The 16517-nt window shown below is 40.4% G+C and carries 17 protein-coding genes and 1 tRNA gene; 15 read left to right on the top strand and 3 right to left on the bottom strand.

Annotation, left to right across the window (positions count from 1 at the left end):
• Window positions 1-380: 380 nt before the first annotated feature.
• Window positions 381-1190, top strand: a complete 810-nt coding sequence (locus GQR55_RS17815; RefSeq protein ID WP_166421658.1) for a transporter substrate-binding domain-containing protein — start codon at window positions 381-383, stop codon at window positions 1188-1190.
• A 46-nt stretch (window positions 1191-1236) separates the two neighbouring features.
• On the opposite strand, the gene suhB is transcribed toward GQR55_RS17815, so the two are convergent.
• Window positions 1237-2040, bottom strand: coding sequence for an inositol-1-monophosphatase (gene suhB / locus GQR55_RS17810; RefSeq protein ID WP_166421657.1), 804 nt, complete (start codon window positions 2038-2040; stop codon window positions 1237-1239).
• Between the two features lie 255 nt (window positions 2041-2295).
• Here suhB and GQR55_RS17805 point away from each other — a divergent pair, with 255 nt between their 5' ends.
• On the top strand, window positions 2296-2712 hold the full coding sequence (locus tag GQR55_RS17805) for a VOC family protein (protein ID WP_166421656.1): 417 nt from the start codon (window positions 2296-2298) through the stop codon (window positions 2710-2712).
• 38 nt (window positions 2713-2750) lie between these two features.
• Here the strand turns inward: GQR55_RS17805 and GQR55_RS17800 are convergent, their stop codons facing one another.
• Complete coding sequence (locus GQR55_RS17800) at window positions 2751-3413, bottom strand: LiaF domain-containing protein (RefSeq protein ID WP_166421655.1); 663 nt, start codon at window positions 3411-3413, stop codon at window positions 2751-2753.
• 327 nt (window positions 3414-3740) lie between these two features.
• Between GQR55_RS17800 and GQR55_RS17795 the strand changes: the two genes are divergently transcribed.
• From GQR55_RS17795 to GQR55_RS17735, 13 genes are all read left to right on the top strand, one after another.
• A complete protein-coding gene (locus GQR55_RS17795; RefSeq protein WP_166421654.1) occupies window positions 3741-4307 on the top strand; it encodes a BON domain-containing protein in 567 nt (188 codons plus the stop codon).
• A gap of 73 nt (window positions 4308-4380) precedes the next feature.
• A complete protein-coding gene (locus GQR55_RS17790) occupies window positions 4381-4539 on the top strand; it encodes a YqaE/Pmp3 family membrane protein (protein ID WP_166421653.1) in 159 nt (52 codons plus the stop codon).
• Between the two features lie 311 nt (window positions 4540-4850).
• Window positions 4851-5348, top strand: a complete 498-nt coding sequence (locus tag GQR55_RS17785) for a hypothetical protein (RefSeq protein WP_206012133.1) — start codon at window positions 4851-4853, stop codon at window positions 5346-5348.
• A 253-nt stretch (window positions 5349-5601) separates the two neighbouring features.
• Window positions 5602-5678, top strand: a tRNA-Ile gene (locus tag GQR55_RS17780).
• Between the two features lie 331 nt (window positions 5679-6009).
• A complete protein-coding gene (locus GQR55_RS17775; RefSeq protein ID WP_166421652.1) occupies window positions 6010-6159 on the top strand; it encodes a hypothetical protein in 150 nt (49 codons plus the stop codon).
• Window positions 6160-6985: 826 nt separating this feature from the next.
• Entirely contained in the window at window positions 6986-7315 is a 330-nt protein-coding gene (locus GQR55_RS17770; RefSeq protein WP_166421651.1) for a helix-turn-helix domain-containing protein, read from the top strand.
• A gap of 2 nt (window positions 7316-7317) precedes the next feature.
• On the top strand, window positions 7318-8448 hold the full coding sequence (locus GQR55_RS17765) for a DNA cytosine methyltransferase (RefSeq protein WP_166421650.1): 1131 nt from the start codon (window positions 7318-7320) through the stop codon (window positions 8446-8448).
• On the top strand, window positions 8438-10387 hold the full coding sequence (locus GQR55_RS17760; RefSeq protein WP_240916902.1) for a hypothetical protein: 1950 nt from the start codon (window positions 8438-8440) through the stop codon (window positions 10385-10387). Before GQR55_RS17765 ends, GQR55_RS17760 begins: the two co-directional genes overlap by 11 nt.
• 85 nt (window positions 10388-10472) lie before the next feature.
• On the top strand, window positions 10473-13091 hold the full coding sequence (locus GQR55_RS17755) for a DUF2357 domain-containing protein (protein WP_166421649.1): 2619 nt from the start codon (window positions 10473-10475) through the stop codon (window positions 13089-13091).
• 39 nt (window positions 13092-13130) lie between these two features.
• The gene (locus GQR55_RS17750; protein ID WP_166421648.1) at window positions 13131-13574 is read left to right on the top strand and encodes a hypothetical protein; all 444 of its coding nucleotides are present in this window, start codon (window positions 13131-13133) and stop codon (window positions 13572-13574) included.
• Window positions 13575-13583: 9 nt separating this feature from the next.
• Window positions 13584-14111, top strand: a complete 528-nt coding sequence (locus GQR55_RS17745) for a type II toxin-antitoxin system MqsA family antitoxin (protein WP_166421647.1) — start codon at window positions 13584-13586, stop codon at window positions 14109-14111.
• Window positions 14104-14562 (top strand): preprotein translocase subunit SecB, encoded by a 459-nt coding sequence (locus tag GQR55_RS17740; protein ID WP_166421646.1) that lies wholly within the window; start codon window positions 14104-14106, stop codon window positions 14560-14562. The genes GQR55_RS17745 and GQR55_RS17740 overlap by 8 nt, the downstream gene beginning before the upstream one ends.
• A gap of 821 nt (window positions 14563-15383) precedes the next feature.
• Entirely contained in the window at window positions 15384-16244 is an 861-nt protein-coding gene (locus GQR55_RS17735; protein ID WP_166421645.1) for a phage integrase N-terminal domain-containing protein, read from the top strand.
• Between the two features lie 64 nt (window positions 16245-16308).
• On the opposite strand, the gene GQR55_RS17730 is transcribed toward GQR55_RS17735, so the two are convergent.
• Window positions 16309-16470 (bottom strand): hypothetical protein, encoded by a 162-nt coding sequence (locus GQR55_RS17730; protein WP_166421644.1) that lies wholly within the window; start codon window positions 16468-16470, stop codon window positions 16309-16311.
• Between the last annotated feature and the right edge of the window lie 47 nt (window positions 16471-16517).

Raw genomic sequence — 16517 nt, 5'->3', positions numbered from 1 at the left:
ACGGCCCAAAAGTAGGACCGTTCGAATTTCAAAAACTCGGTACACCATTAAGTCAAAACATGCTTAACTGAATGGTGTTAGCTCTTATGAGCGGTTTTTTTATATCTGCAATTTATTAATTATTCAGGCGTCTAAGTTTTCATTAGCGAGTATAACAGTGCAAGCTTACGAAAACAGTGCTAACTTTGTAGTATGAATTGGTAGGGCCTTTTTGCAATAATGTACAAATCGCTGCAGGTTAAGGCACAGGCCACTGAAGCTAAAATAAACCAAGCGTTATCGCTAAAGTTATCTATTTATTTATATGCTCAAAGGGGGCTCTTGAAGCGCTTATCCTTTCAGCCAATAAATAGGTAATTTAAATAAAGTAGGTAATTATTATGTTGCCAATAAAACTTTCTATTAGTGTGTTAAGTCTGTTTATAAGTTTTGCACTTATGGCGCAAGAGCAAATAATTAATGTAGCTCAAAAGCAAGATACCCAAAATGCCCGAGAAGAGTATCTCAATGAGTTACTGGTACGTGCACTGGAAAGCGTAAACTACCCCGGTGTTATCCGAATGATCCCCATATCAGATCTGCAAAAGCGTAAGTTAATAAACCTAGATGATAGCGAATTGGATATGTATTGGAGTATGAGCAGCCCAGAGCGAGAGGCGCTTGCCTTAGCTATTAAAATACCGCTATTTAAAGGTTACATAGGAAAGCGGGCTTTACTCACTAATAAACAAAATGTAGCACGTTTTAAAAACGTAAAAACTCTTGAGCAGCTAGGAGAGTTTTCAGCAGTACAAGGCCATAACTGGCCAGATACAAGAATCATGTCGTATAACGGATTACATGTAAGGCCGCTTACTAACTACCAAGCCATGTTCACTTTAACGAGCCGAGGGCGAATAGATTACTTTCCTCGCTCGTTTATTGAGGTTAACTCTGAGCTTATTGAAAACAAACAAAGTAATTTAGTAATCGTGCCTAATTTATACATAAGTTATCCAACCGGTATTTATTACTTTGTGACAAAGAGTAAACCTGAATTGGCGAAGGCAGTTGAAGAGGGCTTGATAAAAATGCAAGAAAACGGTGAGTTTGACGCATTATTTAATGAATACTTCGCAAAGGGTTTAAATACCCTACCTTATACAAAAGGCAAAACGGTTGAAATTAAGCTCGATAACCCTTATTTTTAGGCACAAAAAAAGGAGCCTAGGCTCCTTTTTTTCATCATGCTATTTATTAGCGAAGTAACGACTCAGGTAATACTGGACGAATTTCGCGAACAATTGCTTGAGTCAGTTTTGGTGAGCCACAGATGATATTGCCGCTGTGGTTATAGTTATTACCACCAGCGAAATCTACAACCATACCGCCAGCTTCTTTAACCATAAGTTCGCCTGCAGCAGAGTTCCAAGGTTTTAAGCCGATTTCAAAAAATCCATCAACACGGCCAGCGGCAACGTATGCCATATCTAAAGCAGAACAACCTGCACGGCGAATGTCTGCAGTGTGTACAAACAGTGCTTTAAACGCTTCTGTGTATGCATCCATGTGGTTTTTGTTTTTGAAAGGAAAACCTGTAGCAAGTACAGTGCCTGCAAGAACTGTAGTTTTGCTAACACGTAGACGTTTGCTGTTTAACTGAGTGCCTTGACCGCGAGAAGCAGTGAAAAGCTCACCACGAATTGGATCATAAATAACAGCTTGGTCTAAACGACCTTTAACTTTAAGTGCGATAGAAACCGCGTAATGAGGGATGCCTTTGATGAAGTTAGTTGTTCCATCGATAGGATCTACAATCCATTGGTAATCATCATCCTTGCCTTTATGCTCACCTAGTTCTTCACCAACAATAGAGTGAGTAGGGTAAGACTGTAAAATAGTGTCACGAATTACGGCTTCGGCTTCTTTATCAATGTTAGTTACTAAGTCGTTAGCGCCTTTTTGTTGCACTTCAACTTTTGATAAATCTTCACTTGCGCGAAGTAAAATTTTGCCTGCGTTGCGCGCAGCGCGAACCGCAATGTTTAACATTGGATGCATGGTATTACCTTTGGGTTGTAAAAGAACGTTTATATATTTCAGCCGGCATATTTTAGCGACTTTTGACATAAAGTAAACAATAAACCCTAAATACTTATGTTTGTTTTTTATACAAGATTAAAAAGTGTATATATTTTTTCAAGATAATAATTAAGTCACAGGCCCTAATTAAATCGAATTAATTTTAAATAACACTTTACCTAAAGCTAGCTTGAGGTTTTATCGTGCTGTTTACTTAATTGATAGGACAACATTATGTATTTAGAGCACGTAAACTTAGTCGCGAGTGATATAGATAGTATGCTTAAATTTTATCGCGCTGTATTTCCGCATTGGTCAATCAGAAGTGAGGGTAGAGGTGATTGGCACGGAAAACCAAGACACTGGGTACACTTTGGAGATGACACGCATTACATTGCGATAAGCGACCATGGTGAAGGTGAAAACAGAAACTTATCGGGCCATCAAGTTGGTTTTGCACACTTTGCTTATGTGACTAATAACTTAAATGAGGTAGTGATACGCTTAAATAAAGCGGGTTTTCGGATAAGTAAGCAAGGTAGTGAGAATCCTTTCAGAAAGAATGTCTACTTTATTGATCCCGCTGGGTTTGAGGTGGAATTTGTAGAGTATTTAAGTGATATACCAAGCGAGCGAAATAACGATTTATAACAGGTTAAGCACCGCAAAGAGCGGTGCTTAAGCAAGCTTTATGAACGATTATTTCCAGCGCCTAATTGTGTTTTTAGCTCATTAGCAAAACTCATAAACTTTTCTTTAATAGTCCGTTTTATTTTTATTTCGACAGAGCCCATTACCGCTTTACCTTCAATATGAATAGTCGGGCCTTGGCGCTTGTTAAGTGATACCGATTTATTTTCAAGGCTGCTTAATATACAAAACATTTTGGAGACTACGTTTACATGCTCTGGTACATATATTTCATCGCTACCAAAAATACAGTTAACGTGAATAGTTACATTTTGATGCGCAAAAATGGCATCGGTAAAATCGAGCACCACCGATCCCATAAAATTACTGAGGTAAATGTTTTTTGGTACTACCCACTGGCCGCTTCGCTCGTTAGAGCCTAAAATACTGCGTAGTGTAAAGTCATCATCACTGTTTTGTTGTGCACTATAGTGTGGAGAAAATTGCGACTGTTTTTCTGCTTTATATTGCTGGTCTGTATTAAGTGTTAAATCCTCTACTAAGGCTAAAAGAGCTTCGTTGTTAGATGCATCCATCGCGTCATCTAAACGTCTCTCAAATGCATCAACTGAAATAACCCCATGACTGTAATTATAAATTAATTGATCAATCACCTGTTCGCGTACTTGCTCTATTGGACGGTCTTCAACTTTTACAGACATGAGATATTCCTTATTATATTTACTATTGATACTTATCTTAATGTTTAATTGCAAACCGCGTACCAAATATAATTACTTTAATTATCAATTGGTTATTTTTTAATGGTGTTTTTTTCTTTGTTATATTAACGATAGATTAACCAAAAGAGCAATTATCTAGCTATTTTCACTATTTGAGAAAGTTTTACCGAGTAGCCTGTAAATAGTTACACAGCTATAGTTAAAGCTTTATCGCAAAACAACCTAAGCAATTGAATTTTAAGAGTAAGTAAACTTGGCCTAAAGCTCGCATAAGTTAAAGTGTCTTTAATCAAAAGGAGAAAGATTATGAAAACATTTAACAAATCTATTATCGCAGCTTTAGTTCTTGGTACTACGGCTATGGGTGCCCAAGCGAACAGCTGGGAAAACGAAAGTAAAGATGCTTGGATTGATGGTAAGGCAGAAACAGTTCTTCTTATGAACACTAATCTAAACAACTTTGACATTAACACTGATGTAAAAAATGGCAAGGTAGTACTTACAGGTAAAGTTAATAGCGAGCTTGATAAAGAGCTAGCAGAAGAACTTGTACTTAGCCTAGATGGCGTATCCGATGTTGAAAACAGCCTTACCGTTGTTAAAAGCATGGACACAAAAGATAGAAGCAAAGACATGATGGACGATGATGATAACGACCTAACGGACGCTAAAATCACCACTGTAATTACAACTCGCTTCCTGTTTGACTCGGAAGTTGGTGGTACAGACATCGATGTTGATACCGATAACGGTGTAGTGACTCTTAATGGCTCAGTAGAGTCTGAAGCTGAAAAGCAGTTAGCAGTTAAAATTGCTAAAAATGCTGAAGATGTTCGTGACGTAGTTGATAAGTTAACTATTGTTGCTGAATAACACAGTTATAGTTAAGGCCCAGTAAAGCTGGGCTTTACCCCTTTCTAATGCTTAATTTAAATGGAGTTTGGTCATGGATATTATCCGTATAATATTTTCAGTTTTATTACCGCCAGTGGGTGTATTTTTGCAAGTTGGCTTAGGTATGCATTTTTGGTTAAATATTTTATTAACACTGCTAGGCTATTTCCCAGGGTTAATACACGCAATTTATATTATTGCGAAAAAATAATGATACATTATATATTGTGTAAGCCGACTACTGAGGTTTAGCTAAGCAAATATTCTCAGTGCTAATCGGCTCACAATATTAATTTTAACTTACTTCTAGTATTATTCCGCACTACATCTATTCTGTACTAAAAAATCCCAATTACCGTCTACCACACTAAAGAACTAATTTTGGAGAGCTCCTGTTTAGCAGGTGTTTAATGCTCGTTTCTTTGTGCATCTGCAATTAATTACCTTATTATCTAGTAATAGCATTATCATGATTTGTATTGATATTATTAAATAGCGCTTTATATATACAGAGGTAGTAAATTGAACATTCGGCTTATATTGTCAGGCGTTGTGTCATTCATTTTTTATTTTAGTTGGGCCTACAGGGCAAACAGTTCGGTAGATATTGCAAAATCGGTCACGCTCCAAGCTGCATTAGTGCAAGGCTTGTATAGTGGATTTGTAACGCTGTTTTTTACTTTTATTTTAGAAAAGGTCGTCAACAAGTATAAGTCGAGTTATGTAACGCTTGCGTTTGTAACTCCTATTATTTGTATGTTTCATTCTAAAACACCACAAAACGTAGCAATACGACAAAGCTTTAATAATGCAATTAACTCCAGCGCCTCCTATTTAAACAACAAAAAAATAGCAGGAGTGCTTTTTGCGCCTATAATTCCGATTACTGTTCAATCGAGCTTAGTAATTCTGGTGAATATAATTAATCAGACACCTAATTTGGCACTTACAGTAGCCCCAAGCATATTTTTTACAGCCTTGTATGCCTATACATATATGTTAGCTTTACTTAAAAAGTAGAGCGTTAAATATAAAAGACTGATGTGGGAGGAAGGTTTTTATAATTTAATGCAGTGAATATCATAGAAAATATCTTACATTTTATGTTTATATCCGCATAAAAGATTACTATTTAAGCAGTTAGCTTACTGATTGTTAAAATAAAGGTGTTTGGTAGTGACAAGCACCTAAAAAGTTTTTATACTGCAACCCGCTTTAGTCGCTCTGTGACTGAATGCTTCAAAAATCAACTGTCTTACAGTTGTATAAAGTTGGCCCCTTAGCTCAGTTGGTTAGAGCACACGACTCATAATCGTTAGGTCCCCAGTTCGAGTCTGGGAGGGGCCACCACTTTTCAAAGCTTCCCAAGTAAATGCCTACTAACCGAAATTACCCTGTGCTACCTCTGTGCTACTTTTAGTATAGCTATTATTCATCCTATATTAAAATTTTAGAGTTTTCCCTTTTGTTTTACTCACCAACTTTAATGAAGCCATATTTTAAAACTTTGGTAGTTTTACTTTATGTCTTTAATTAAGAGCAGGTATGTTATATTTTATTTAGCCTTATACAGATAAAATTCATTCGTTTTTAATAACAGATGACATGCAGTATCACTCACTTTTGTTTAAAATATTTGTATCTAAGGAGAGCACATCAATGAATAGACGGAGTTACAAAAGTGCATAAAAAATATGGCGAATTAATTATCTCATTATTGGCTACAGATCAAAGTCACTATGTTGAACAAAAAGAAGATGGTACGTATCGGAAAAAAGCTGGAGTAGTTAATTCAAAACTTATTGAGCAAGTTCTCCTTGAGCAAAAATAAATAGCGATATATCAAAAAAACAATGACTTAACGATAAGATGGATATGCTTTGATTTCGATATTCTGGATCTGTTTATCGTTTTAAATATCACAAATTCAGATATATCAGGGTCTGCAAGGTGTTTTTGCCCGTTTAAAACCCCTATTACTCACCAGTGTACTCACCATAAAGAAATCGAAAAAAGTTATAAAAAAAATTTAAAAAATGCTCAATTTCTAGCTGGGAAAGTTGGGATATGGGAAACATAACTAACTATCTGCGTCAGTACAAACACAAAATGGTGAGTGCAGAGAGACATTCACAGACAACAAGCAATCATCACGAGTGATCCAAAATTGTAACTTACTACCAGCTTTAACTAGGTAACATTTATCGCTAGTCCGAACGTGTTTAAGAGTAGTACGTTCAATAGGTTTTGCCGAGCTTGCTATACCAGCAAATTCTACTCTTTTAGCGTTCTTTATAAAGTCCATAGATTTCATATAAGCCCCTTTCGCTATGAGGTTGGTAAGTTTTAGGCGCTTGCCGCCTAAAGGCGCGCCATACCTCATGGCCAACACAGACTACGCAGAGAAAAGCCAGTCAAGCTAGAAATCGCCCGAAGGGTTGCGCAGCAAGGGGGCCCCGCTTGCGGGGTTCCTATTTATGGCTTTACAGGATTTGAACGAAGTGGTTGAGGGGTGAGCGAAGTGAAACTTGAGATTATTCTTGCCCTATTATCAGCAGTTGATAATATATGTAACTAATGTATAAGTGTACAGCTTTCGATTGACTCATTTCTGTTTTTCAGAGATCAATCAAGTGAACACACGACTCGAGTAAATAATGAGGAAAGTTAAACAATCGCGCTGCGTGATTGGGATTAAAGGGCAAAGCCCAGCTCCCGATTACCCCGTTGATATCTGGTTCGACTCGCTTAAATCGGTCGCCAATGTGCTGTCGAAAGAAAACCAGCAGTTGTTAAAAGTGATTGCCGAGCAACAGCCGCAGTCATTGACAGAAATCGCGTCTATTTCAGGAAGAGCTTTAAGCAATGTATGTCGTACGCTAAAAACTATGGAAAAGCATAGTATTGTAGAAATGATCCCTAATGGGAGCTCAGTTCAAGTTAACGTATTAGCCGATAATTGGCTTGTAGTATTAGGTAAACTCTAAATATGAAGAAAAAAGCCATGAAGCCCATAAAAGTTGTATCTCTATTTACTGGTGGAGGTGGACTCGATCTGGGTTTAGAAGCTGCAGGCTTTCACACCATTTTTGCAACAGATATAGACGAGCACAGCTGTATTACTTTAAAGAGCAATAAAGAAAGATGCGCAAGTTTAAATAAAGATATCTTAAAAGATGCAGTTATTATGCAGAAAGATATTAAGGAGCTTAGTTCTAATCTTATTTTAGAGCAGTTAGGTCTCGTAGTTGGCGAACTTGACCTTCTGGCCGGCGGACCGCCCTGCCAAGCTTTTAGTGTGTTTGGGAAGCGTAAGGGAAAGGAAGATCCAAGGGGTTTATTAGCTTATGAATATCTACGTTTACTCTCTGAACTAGAGCCAAAAGCTTTTTTCTTTGAGAATGTTTATGGTCTGCTAACTATTGATGGTGGCAGTGTTTTTGAAGAGCTTTGTGAAAAATTAAGTAAACCAAAAAATGGTTTAAGTTACACACTTTCGATTTTTAGATTGAACGCCGCTGATTATGGTGTGCCGCAATTTAGAGATCGTGTGTTTATTATAGGTAGTAGAGAAGGTAAATCAATTAAAGAAATCTCTCCAATATGTGGAGGGCCTAAATCGGAAAATAAAGAGTCTTTAATGCCATATCGTACCGTTACTGATGGGTTAAGGAATATTCCTCCTATGGGAGAAGTTCTAGCTAACCATGTAGGCAGAAAGCATAGCGATAGGATTATTGAACGTTATGCCTCACTTAAATTTGGGGAGCGGGACCCGAAAACTAGAATTAATAAGCTTGATCCAAATAGACCAAGTTTCACCATTATTGTAGGGTCTGATAAGGGGGGGGGTAAAGGGCATGTTCATCCTTATGAGCCTAGGGAAGTTACTCCGAGAGAATCTGCTAGGATGCAGACTTTCCCCGATTGGTGGGAGTTCTCAGGTACATCTCGCCACCCGATAAGACAGGTTGGTAATGCAGTACCTCCTCTGCTGTCTGCGATGATTGGAAGAGAAATCGCCAGTTCAATTTTCGGTGAGCCTAAAGAAAAGCTTGCAAACATAATTGAAAAATTGTCCTTGGAATATTTATTTAAGGAAAATATAAATGAGATATGAGCATTGGACAAAGATAGATGATGGTGCAGAGGGAGCTTGGGCTGCTGATATATGGCTTAGTGCTTTAAGGATAATAAGTCGACATGAAGGCGAATCAATTTATGACGCTGATTCGCCAATATATGTTGAATTAGAAAAGGAGATCCCAGAACTAACTTGGCGATCATTTGAAGGTGATTCGTTTAGACCATACTTTAGAGATTTTTCTAAACCATGGACAATACCAAACGTTGCTAGTTTCGAAACGACTTTTAAGGTTACCGAAATAGGGCAAGAGTTATTAAAAGGGAGTGTTTCAGAGTTAGAGTTTTGGATAAAGTTCTTATCAAGATACCAAGAAGGCACTGATTTTCCATTTGTAGAGCTAAGCTGTGCTTTTCTTAAGACGGATAAGTCACTAACTCTTGATGAAGTATATTGGGGTGTTGTTAGAAGTTTCCGCACAGAAAACAATGATCAACTTGTATTTAATGACTTACCAAATGAGGTGATTCCATCAACTGCTAAAAGACGATTGACCTTAATGTTGCAACTTATGGAGCGTACAGGTGCAATCTTAAAGATAGGCAACGGCTCGAAACAACGATGGAAGCAGTGGGATCGTAAGACTTTAAACAAATTGATTAAGAAAGCTATCAATAGTGAAATTGGTCGTAGCCAATACAGTGCAATTAATAAGCCTTTCCTCCTTCTAGCTGGCATCTCAGGCACTGGTAAAACCCGTTTTGTGCGTGAACAAGCAAAAACCGCCGGGCAGTTTACAGAAACCTATTGTTTAACCTCAGTACGCCCTGACTGGCATGAGCCGAGTGATTTACTCGGATATATCTCTCGCCTCGCAAAAGACGGAAAAGCCGAATATATCACTACTGATGTATTGCAGTTTATTGCCAAAGCTTGGCGTGCCATTGCTGATAGTGGCTTAACCGTTGCTGTGCAAGAGAGTAAAGACCTAGGTAAACGCTTAGTGGTATCAGGTGAGCGTGATGTACTTGAACAGGTATTACCTTACTGGTTGTGTTTGGATGAAATGAACCTTGCTCCTGTTGAGCAGTATTTTTCCGATTACTTGTCTGTATTGGAAACCCGCGAATGGTGTTGGACAGGTGACAGCTTTACCTACAACAGTGATGCCCTATTAAAACCCGCCACCATTAAAGAAGTCGCGGATAAAGAAAAGCTGCGCGAAGCACTAGGCTTTGATAACAGTGAAAATAAAAATTATGACGAGCTTTGGCAATTAGTTTGCCAATATGGTTTAGGCATTCCTTTCAACCTGCTTGTCGCAGGCACGGTGAATATGGATGAAACCACTCACGGCTTTTCACGTAAGGTGATTGACCGAGCGCTGAGCTTTGATTTTGGTGCGTTTTTCCCTAACGACTATCACGACTTTTTTACCTCAACCAGCTGCAATAAACGCCTTAGTTACCCTATTTGGTCAAACGCCAGCAAAGCGGATTTAGCCAATACCTTTGATGCGGATGGCGCTAAAACCGTTGCGTTTTTATCGGCCGTTAATGCGGTGCTAAAAAATACACCGTTTGAATTAGCATATCGTGCTTTAAATGAACTGCTACTTGCCGTTGCCAGCAGCCAACCACAAGACGACCTTACCTTAAAAGCCGGGTGGGACGACTTTATGATGTGTAAGGTTCTGCCGCGTATAGAAGGCGATACCGATAAACTGACTACCTCAGATGGTAAGGCCTTGTTGTTAGAACTGAGCACTGTACTAGCTAATCAGCTAGCTCCCATTTGGTTGGCGTCTGAAACGGACGAAGCTAATCAACGCCCTGACTTGTATCGTGAGAAAATCGTGGCCGATGGTGCTACTGATGAGGAAAAAGTACTTCGCATACCTTGCCGTTCAAAAGCGAAATTGCAGTGGATGAGCGAGCGATTAGCCAGTGCCACCTTTACCAGTTTCTGGCCTTAATGGGTTGGTGTTGTTTGATGCCTTCTGCAATGAATGCAACCCATAAGCAAAACCCGTACAGTGATGGTGTAAGGAGTGGTAGGGAATGCCGGAGTTAATACGATTACAAACCCCCGACTTTGAGTTTTCGGTCTGGGCGAATGATATTAGCCAGCGGTTGAGCGTGTACCAGAATACAATGGCGCACAGGGCGAGCGCTAATCATGCGCAACCTAGCTATGAATTGCGCTTTGCGCCTGCGCCGCAGCTGAGCAATGCCATTGAACCGCAAGGGCTAGTTGCGGATGATTTTGACAAAAGTAGGTTAGACGATGGTGACCTTGTTACCAATGGCTTAGCGAAACACGCTGAGCTGACATTAAATTCCCCGCTGTTTTTTGAGAATACTCAGTACCAGTTTGAGTGGGTATTTTTTAGTGAAGTAACTAATGCGCGGTTAACCCACCGCAGCCAAAACGTGAATGAGGCGTTTCGTTTTGCTTCCGAAGTAAAAACCGCAAGGGGCGTGGTGCCCGCACGTTTAACCGGCACCATTAATACCGGTAATGATGTGGGCTGGTTACGTTTGCCACTTACCTTTGAGCACAATGGCAAAACACAGACTCAGCATATTGCCTTTGAAGTGCTGCCAACCAAAATGGCACTGCACCAAGACTTGCCAGCCATGTACCAAGCCATTGATAAGGTTTACCCCCTTTGGCGCTTTAGTTTGGTAGAAAAAACAGAACAAGATGCCGCGACTAGCCAGCAACGTGGGCATTTTCCACTGATGTGGTTGGCTAATTTTGCCGCATTAAGGGAGCGCTTTGAGCAAGGCTTAAAAGTGATTTGTGCCGCTCCGCATAGCCGTTTGCAACCTACAGTGGCCAATATCAAAGCAGCCAAATTAAAAGGCCGTTTGCCGCATAAGTTAGCGGAGCAAGTTAAGCAAGACTTTGCTAATGGCCAGTACGATAAACGTTATGCGGTTGAAAAAAAGCAACTGAGTGTTGATACCCCAGAAAACCGTTTTATCAAAATGGCGGTGAGTAAAAGCAAGCGGCAATTAGCGGAGTTTGAACAAAAGCTTAGACAAAGTAACCAAGCGCCAGAACGGCAACGGTTGTCGGATTCATTTTTAAATGAGCTGCATAGTTGGCAACAACCACTGCAAAAAGTGTTAGGTCAAAGCTTTTTAAAAGAGGTTGGTGCATACACAGGCTTAAACCGTGAGTCGTTAGTGCTACAGCAAAAAAACGGTTACAGCGCGGTGTATCGTATTTGGCAGGAGCTGAAATTTTATTTAGATGTGTTTGGCAATCAGTCGAGCATATCAATGAAATCAGTGGCTGAGATTTACGAAGTGTGGTGCTTTTTGTGTTTGAAGCAGATTTTAGAGCAGGATCTCGGCTTTGAATTGGTGGAAAACGGTGCGACTAAGCTCGCCCAAAATGGCTTTTTTGAGTATAGCTTTAAAGAAGGTGGCATGCGCGGCGCGTTTCGCTTTAAACGTGCAGATGGTGTAACGGCAAGATTAGCTCATGAACCGATTTTCAATAAAGCGGGTAAAATACGTTCGTATCTAGTGAACCAAAAGCCGGATATTGTGTTGGAAGTGACATTGCCTAAAAGTGCCCATTTAACAAAAGCAGACTCAGGCTTATCAGAAGAGAAGCAGTTCATTTGGCTATTTGATGCCAAATATAGAATTTCTGACATTAAAGTTGATCTAAAAAACCAATTTATAGGCAAACCAACAGAGAAAGAATTAAAATACTGGGAAAGCAAAACTGAGGCTGAGAAAGAAGCAGCTGAATTAGCCGTAGCAGATGGCGTACCAGACGATGCTATTAACCAAATGCACCGTTATCGGGATGCTCTCATCCGTTTGTCTGAGTCTTCATCCAGTTCAACCGGAGGTCAGCGCGCCAAGAAAAGTCGTCCTGTTTTTGGTGCCTTTGCTTTATACCCTGGTTTTTTTGATCAAGCCACAAAACCCAACCCCTACGCAGCCGCAATAGAAGAAGTGGGTATTGGAGCATTTGCATTATTACCCAGTCAAACTGATCCTAGTCAGGCTGAGAGCAGTTATTCCAGTCACCAGTGGTTGCTAGCGTTCTTGCAAGCCCAAATCGGCACTGCACCGAATGCACAAACAGGACAAAACAATGAAGTCATGTATCCTGTGGCTGGCATGGCGGAACGGCTCTACGTACAAGAAGCTGCACGCATACCGTATTATGGCATGCGCCAAGTGCTGTACCCTGATTTGACGATGACAGTGGCATTGGGAGGGCAACGTGGCCGTGATAATGGCTACTTTGAAAAATTTGAGCAAGGTACAGCGCAGTGGTATCACCTGCCGCAAAGCACGTTTTTGAAGAAATTTAAGCAACATATTGCCGAGGAAATTCGCTATTTAGCGTTGGCGTCTACCTCAGACACTCAAAGTTCAACCAAGCAAATTGACAAACTTTGGCCGGTTAAGCGAGTCACTGTGTTACCACGCTACGCCATTACTGAAGGTCAAGCGGGTAAGAAGTCAGGTTCTGCTGATTTGTATTATTTATTTGAGTTAGGCAAACCGCTATCACTGCAAACGCCAGTGACCAACGTGCCACATCGACCCATGAAAAACTCGATGAAACTCACAACCTTAACTTACCTAGAGAGCGTTACTAAGTTTACTGAGGTTGAAAAAGTGTACGATGAGGCAATGGTGTGATGGCTAAATGTTCAACTTTAACTGGATTAAATTACCATTATGGTAAATAATACGATAAATGTAAGTGCCTATATTGATGAGCAGCCTCCTAATGAAGCAGGCAGTGACCGAATCTATATCGCAGACGGGCCTCTTTATTCATCAGGGTTGGTTAGGACATTGCTCGCAACCGCTGGTGACAACACTAAGCTATTGACTGAAAGTTGTAGAAAAGATGTTCAGACAATGGGATACGATATTGATGATGTTAAACAGCTAGTTTGTGCCGCTCTGAGTTCAGGAAGTTACCTAAAATCAGAATGGTGCATAGTTGGTCAAACTGATAAGTCTATTTCTTGGGCTGCATGTGATAGTTATCGGCTGTTTAAAAATGAATGGGTGGAGTATGCGCATAAAGAAATGCGCTGCGAATACTATGTGAAATTTGCGATAGGCAAGACAGGTAAGTTGTTATTACTTGTTTCTTGTCATTTATCGCGCTGAGGATATGTGATGAATAGTCAAATTTGTCCAATTTGTGAGATGGGCCAATTAACTCTCCATGCTGAGAGGGTTACAGTTGAACATTTAGGTCAACAAGGTCAAATTGAAAGCCAGTATGCAGTTTGTGATTGCTGTGGCAGTGAACAGACTGGCTCTGCTGAAGCTCGCTTTAACAAGCGTGCAATGATTGCTTTTAAAAAACAGGTGCAAGGCTTGTTAACGGGTAATGAGCTCCAGGTCTTGCGTAAACGCTGGGGCTTAAAGCAGGCTGATGCTGCAAAAGTGTTTGGTGGTGGCCCTGTTGCGTTTTCCAAGTACGAATCAGACGATGTGATGCAATCAGACGCAATGGATAAACTGCTCCGTTTAGCAGCGGAAGTGCCAGCTGCTTTAGATAAGTTAATGTCGGATGCGGGTGTTGAGCGTAATATGCAGATAAGTTGGAAAAGTGTAGCTTTAGTGGATTTTTCATCGACTGCTCGAAAGACGAGAATTGTTGCATCGCACGAACTCGAACTAGAGGCGTGTTATGGCTAAAAAAATATCAAAATCGTTACAACAGGCTATTGATGCTTTAGTGATACAGGATGTATACCTTAAATCGTGCCAAGCTAAGTGTGCTGATGACTTTGACCCGAAATCCACGGAAGTTGAAGCATTGTTAGTGCAACAAATGCATGTTGTTCTTCGAAGTGAATTGATCGATATTGATGGCGATGACCATTTGGTGCGCATTTATATCCGTTTTGGGACACGTTGGGTGAACTCTAAGGAAAATAGCGATCGTGATATTAAAGCCTTTGTTGAAGCAGACTTTGTTGCAGAATACCAAGTCATAGCAGAATTAGAGCAGGCAGCAATTGATGAATTTGCACTGAAAAATGCTAGCTACCATGTTTGGCCCTATTGGCGCGAGTTCTTGAGTACTCAATGCGAACGACTGCGTTTGCCTAGGGTCGTTTTACCAACGGTGCAATTTAGCAAGTAATAGCCTCTGCTGCTAGTTTAAATAGCAGCACACACCAATTCTTAAGAAAAACAGCCCAATATAATGGGCTGCGCGTGTAGGAACTACACGACTATCCTCGAAGACTACAGACGATAAACCCTAACGTCTGATGGATTACGCGCCTCCAGGGTCGTACCCTGATGCACCATAGCCCTGTTTCATGCACCCAGGTGTGGGCCGTTACTATCGATAACGAATCGCGGTATGTGCTGCCAAATATAAAGATAAACCACTTTCAAAAATAATGTTTGGAAAAACCCTGGTAAGATTGCCGGGGTTTTATTTAAAGGCGGGTTTGCAACGAGTCGTCCCTACTCGAAAGAGGTAGGGACGACTCACAGAGTCGCCTATCTCAAGGCCACTGCTCATGATGCCTTGAGACCTATTATCCAACCGCAAGATCGAAAGGCTGGAAGAGGGAAGGGCATCCACTAGAAAAAATAGCTATTTGCAATCTAAGATCAATATGCTAATTTAAATATGAACTAGCTCACAATGAGCAAACAAGAAAACGGGCGTTTCCCAACTGCCCTCGACACGTCAAGAGGAGCTACAACCGTAGCTGTCAGGCTCAACAGAGCCATAATATAATTACCAAAACCACTATAGTCTGCGCCTTGAATCAACAGACTCAGCGCCGCTTTGCTTGTTTGCTTTAGATCAGCCAGCCCATGTGTCTTATGACAACTTCTTTAGTTACGTACTAACTAAGTGGCTTTAAAACTTACCTTTATTGGCTTACGCCCCCTGATCTTCGGTTTTGGTTTTTCTATCTTCCACTTTAATTTTGAGGAATTGATATGAGCCAGTTGGGATATTCACTAAACCAGTTAAACATTAATAACAAAGAGCGTAGTCATGCTACTCGCCAAAATAGAAAGAGCATTTTTAATCTTGTTGCTAAACAGCTTCATGGCTTTGGCTTTAAGTTAAAAGATGCAAAAGGGTTAAAACCTAAACACGTAAATGCTTTAGTAAAGCATTGGCAAGCTCAAAAGCTTGCAAACAAGACTATCAAAAATCGGATGTCGGCTATTAGATGGTGGGCAGACAAAGTAGGTAAACGTAATGTAGTCGGTCGTACTAATGATGAATACGGTATTGATAAGGTACGCAATAGTCCTTTGGGGAAATCCAAGGAGCTAGATATGCAGAAGCATGCAAAGATTAATTGCCCTTATGTAAAGTTTTCACTGCGCTTACAACAAGAGTTCGGGCTACGCCGAGAAGAGGCGATAAAGTTCAATGTCAGCTATGCTGACCAAGGTAATTATATCCGCTTAAAAGGCTCATGGACCAAAGGTGGTAAACCCCGCACCTTGCCTATCCTGAAAGAGTCACAGCGCTCTCTGCTTGATGAAGTTCGCTCTTTTACACGCTCATCATTAATTCGCGCGACAGACCGCTACGTAGATCAAATGCGCCGCTATGAGCGCGAAACTAATAAGGTAGGCCTTAGCAAAAATCATGGCTTACGCCATCACTATGCCCGTCAACGTTATCTAGAACTAACTGGTTGGCAATGCCCCGCTAATGGTGGACCACGCCGTATGCATTTAATAGGCAAAGAACGAGAACTAGATTACAAGGCGCGAATGATAATTAGCCGTGAGCTTGGACATGAGCGGTTTAGTATCACGTATACATATCTGGGTAGCTGATCATTGAACGCGAGAAACTGCATGGCAGATAATTTTTTGAGGCTATAAATTAGGCATGCCTAATTTAGTAGTCTCCAACGTCTATAAATTTGTTGTCAGCAAGCGTCCACTTATAATAAAAGTCTCGGTGATTTCTGGGAACACGAATAGCTCCCTTTTCAAGCTCTATTTTTACAGCGCCAATAATCCCGTGCGTATTCTCATTACTTTGATCACCGATTCTCATCAGCTTTGATCGCTTGATTTATCATTTTGTAGAGCCATTTTTAAATT

Origin of the sequence: Pseudoalteromonas sp. Z1A8 (genome assembly GCF_011378855.1) — a bacterium.
Lineage (GTDB): Bacteria > Pseudomonadota > Gammaproteobacteria > Enterobacterales > Alteromonadaceae > Pseudoalteromonas.
This window is presented reverse-complemented; position numbering and strand designations above follow the sequence as displayed.

What these genes read in the sequence shown, in the direction of transcription:
- GQR55_RS17755 (WP_166421649.1), top strand. Translation starts at nt 10,473, where the DNA reads ATGCCGGAGTTAATACGATTACAAACCCCCGACTTTGAGTTTTCGGTC.
- GQR55_RS17765 (WP_166421650.1), top strand. Translation starts at nt 7,318, where the DNA reads ATGAAGAAAAAAGCCATGAAGCCCATAAAAGTTGTATCTCTATTTACT.
- GQR55_RS17815 (WP_166421658.1), top strand. Translation starts at nt 381, where the DNA reads ATGTTGCCAATAAAACTTTCTATTAGTGTGTTAAGTCTGTTTATAAGT.
- GQR55_RS17745 (WP_166421647.1), top strand. Translation starts at nt 13,584, where the DNA reads ATGAATAGTCAAATTTGTCCAATTTGTGAGATGGGCCAATTAACTCTC.
- GQR55_RS17790 (WP_166421653.1), top strand. Translation starts at nt 4,381, where the DNA reads ATGGATATTATCCGTATAATATTTTCAGTTTTATTACCGCCAGTGGGT.
- suhB (WP_166421657.1), bottom strand. Translation starts at nt 2,040, where the DNA reads ATGCATCCAATGTTAAACATTGCGGTTCGCGCTGCGCGCAACGCAGGC.
- GQR55_RS17805 (WP_166421656.1), top strand. Translation starts at nt 2,296, where the DNA reads ATGTATTTAGAGCACGTAAACTTAGTCGCGAGTGATATAGATAGTATG.
- GQR55_RS17770 (WP_166421651.1), top strand. Translation starts at nt 6,986, where the DNA reads ATGAGGAAAGTTAAACAATCGCGCTGCGTGATTGGGATTAAAGGGCAA.
- GQR55_RS17735 (WP_166421645.1), top strand. Translation starts at nt 15,384, where the DNA reads ATGAGCCAGTTGGGATATTCACTAAACCAGTTAAACATTAATAACAAA.
- GQR55_RS17740 (WP_166421646.1), top strand. Translation starts at nt 14,104, where the DNA reads ATGGCTAAAAAAATATCAAAATCGTTACAACAGGCTATTGATGCTTTA.
- GQR55_RS17730 (WP_166421644.1), bottom strand. Translation starts at nt 16,470, where the DNA reads ATGAGAATCGGTGATCAAAGTAATGAGAATACGCACGGGATTATTGGC.
- GQR55_RS17750 (WP_166421648.1), top strand. Translation starts at nt 13,131, where the DNA reads ATGGTAAATAATACGATAAATGTAAGTGCCTATATTGATGAGCAGCCT.
- GQR55_RS17760 (WP_240916902.1), top strand. Translation starts at nt 8,438, where the DNA reads ATGAGATATGAGCATTGGACAAAGATAGATGATGGTGCAGAGGGAGCT.
- GQR55_RS17800 (WP_166421655.1), bottom strand. Translation starts at nt 3,413, where the DNA reads ATGTCTGTAAAAGTTGAAGACCGTCCAATAGAGCAAGTACGCGAACAG.
- GQR55_RS17795 (WP_166421654.1), top strand. Translation starts at nt 3,741, where the DNA reads ATGAAAACATTTAACAAATCTATTATCGCAGCTTTAGTTCTTGGTACT.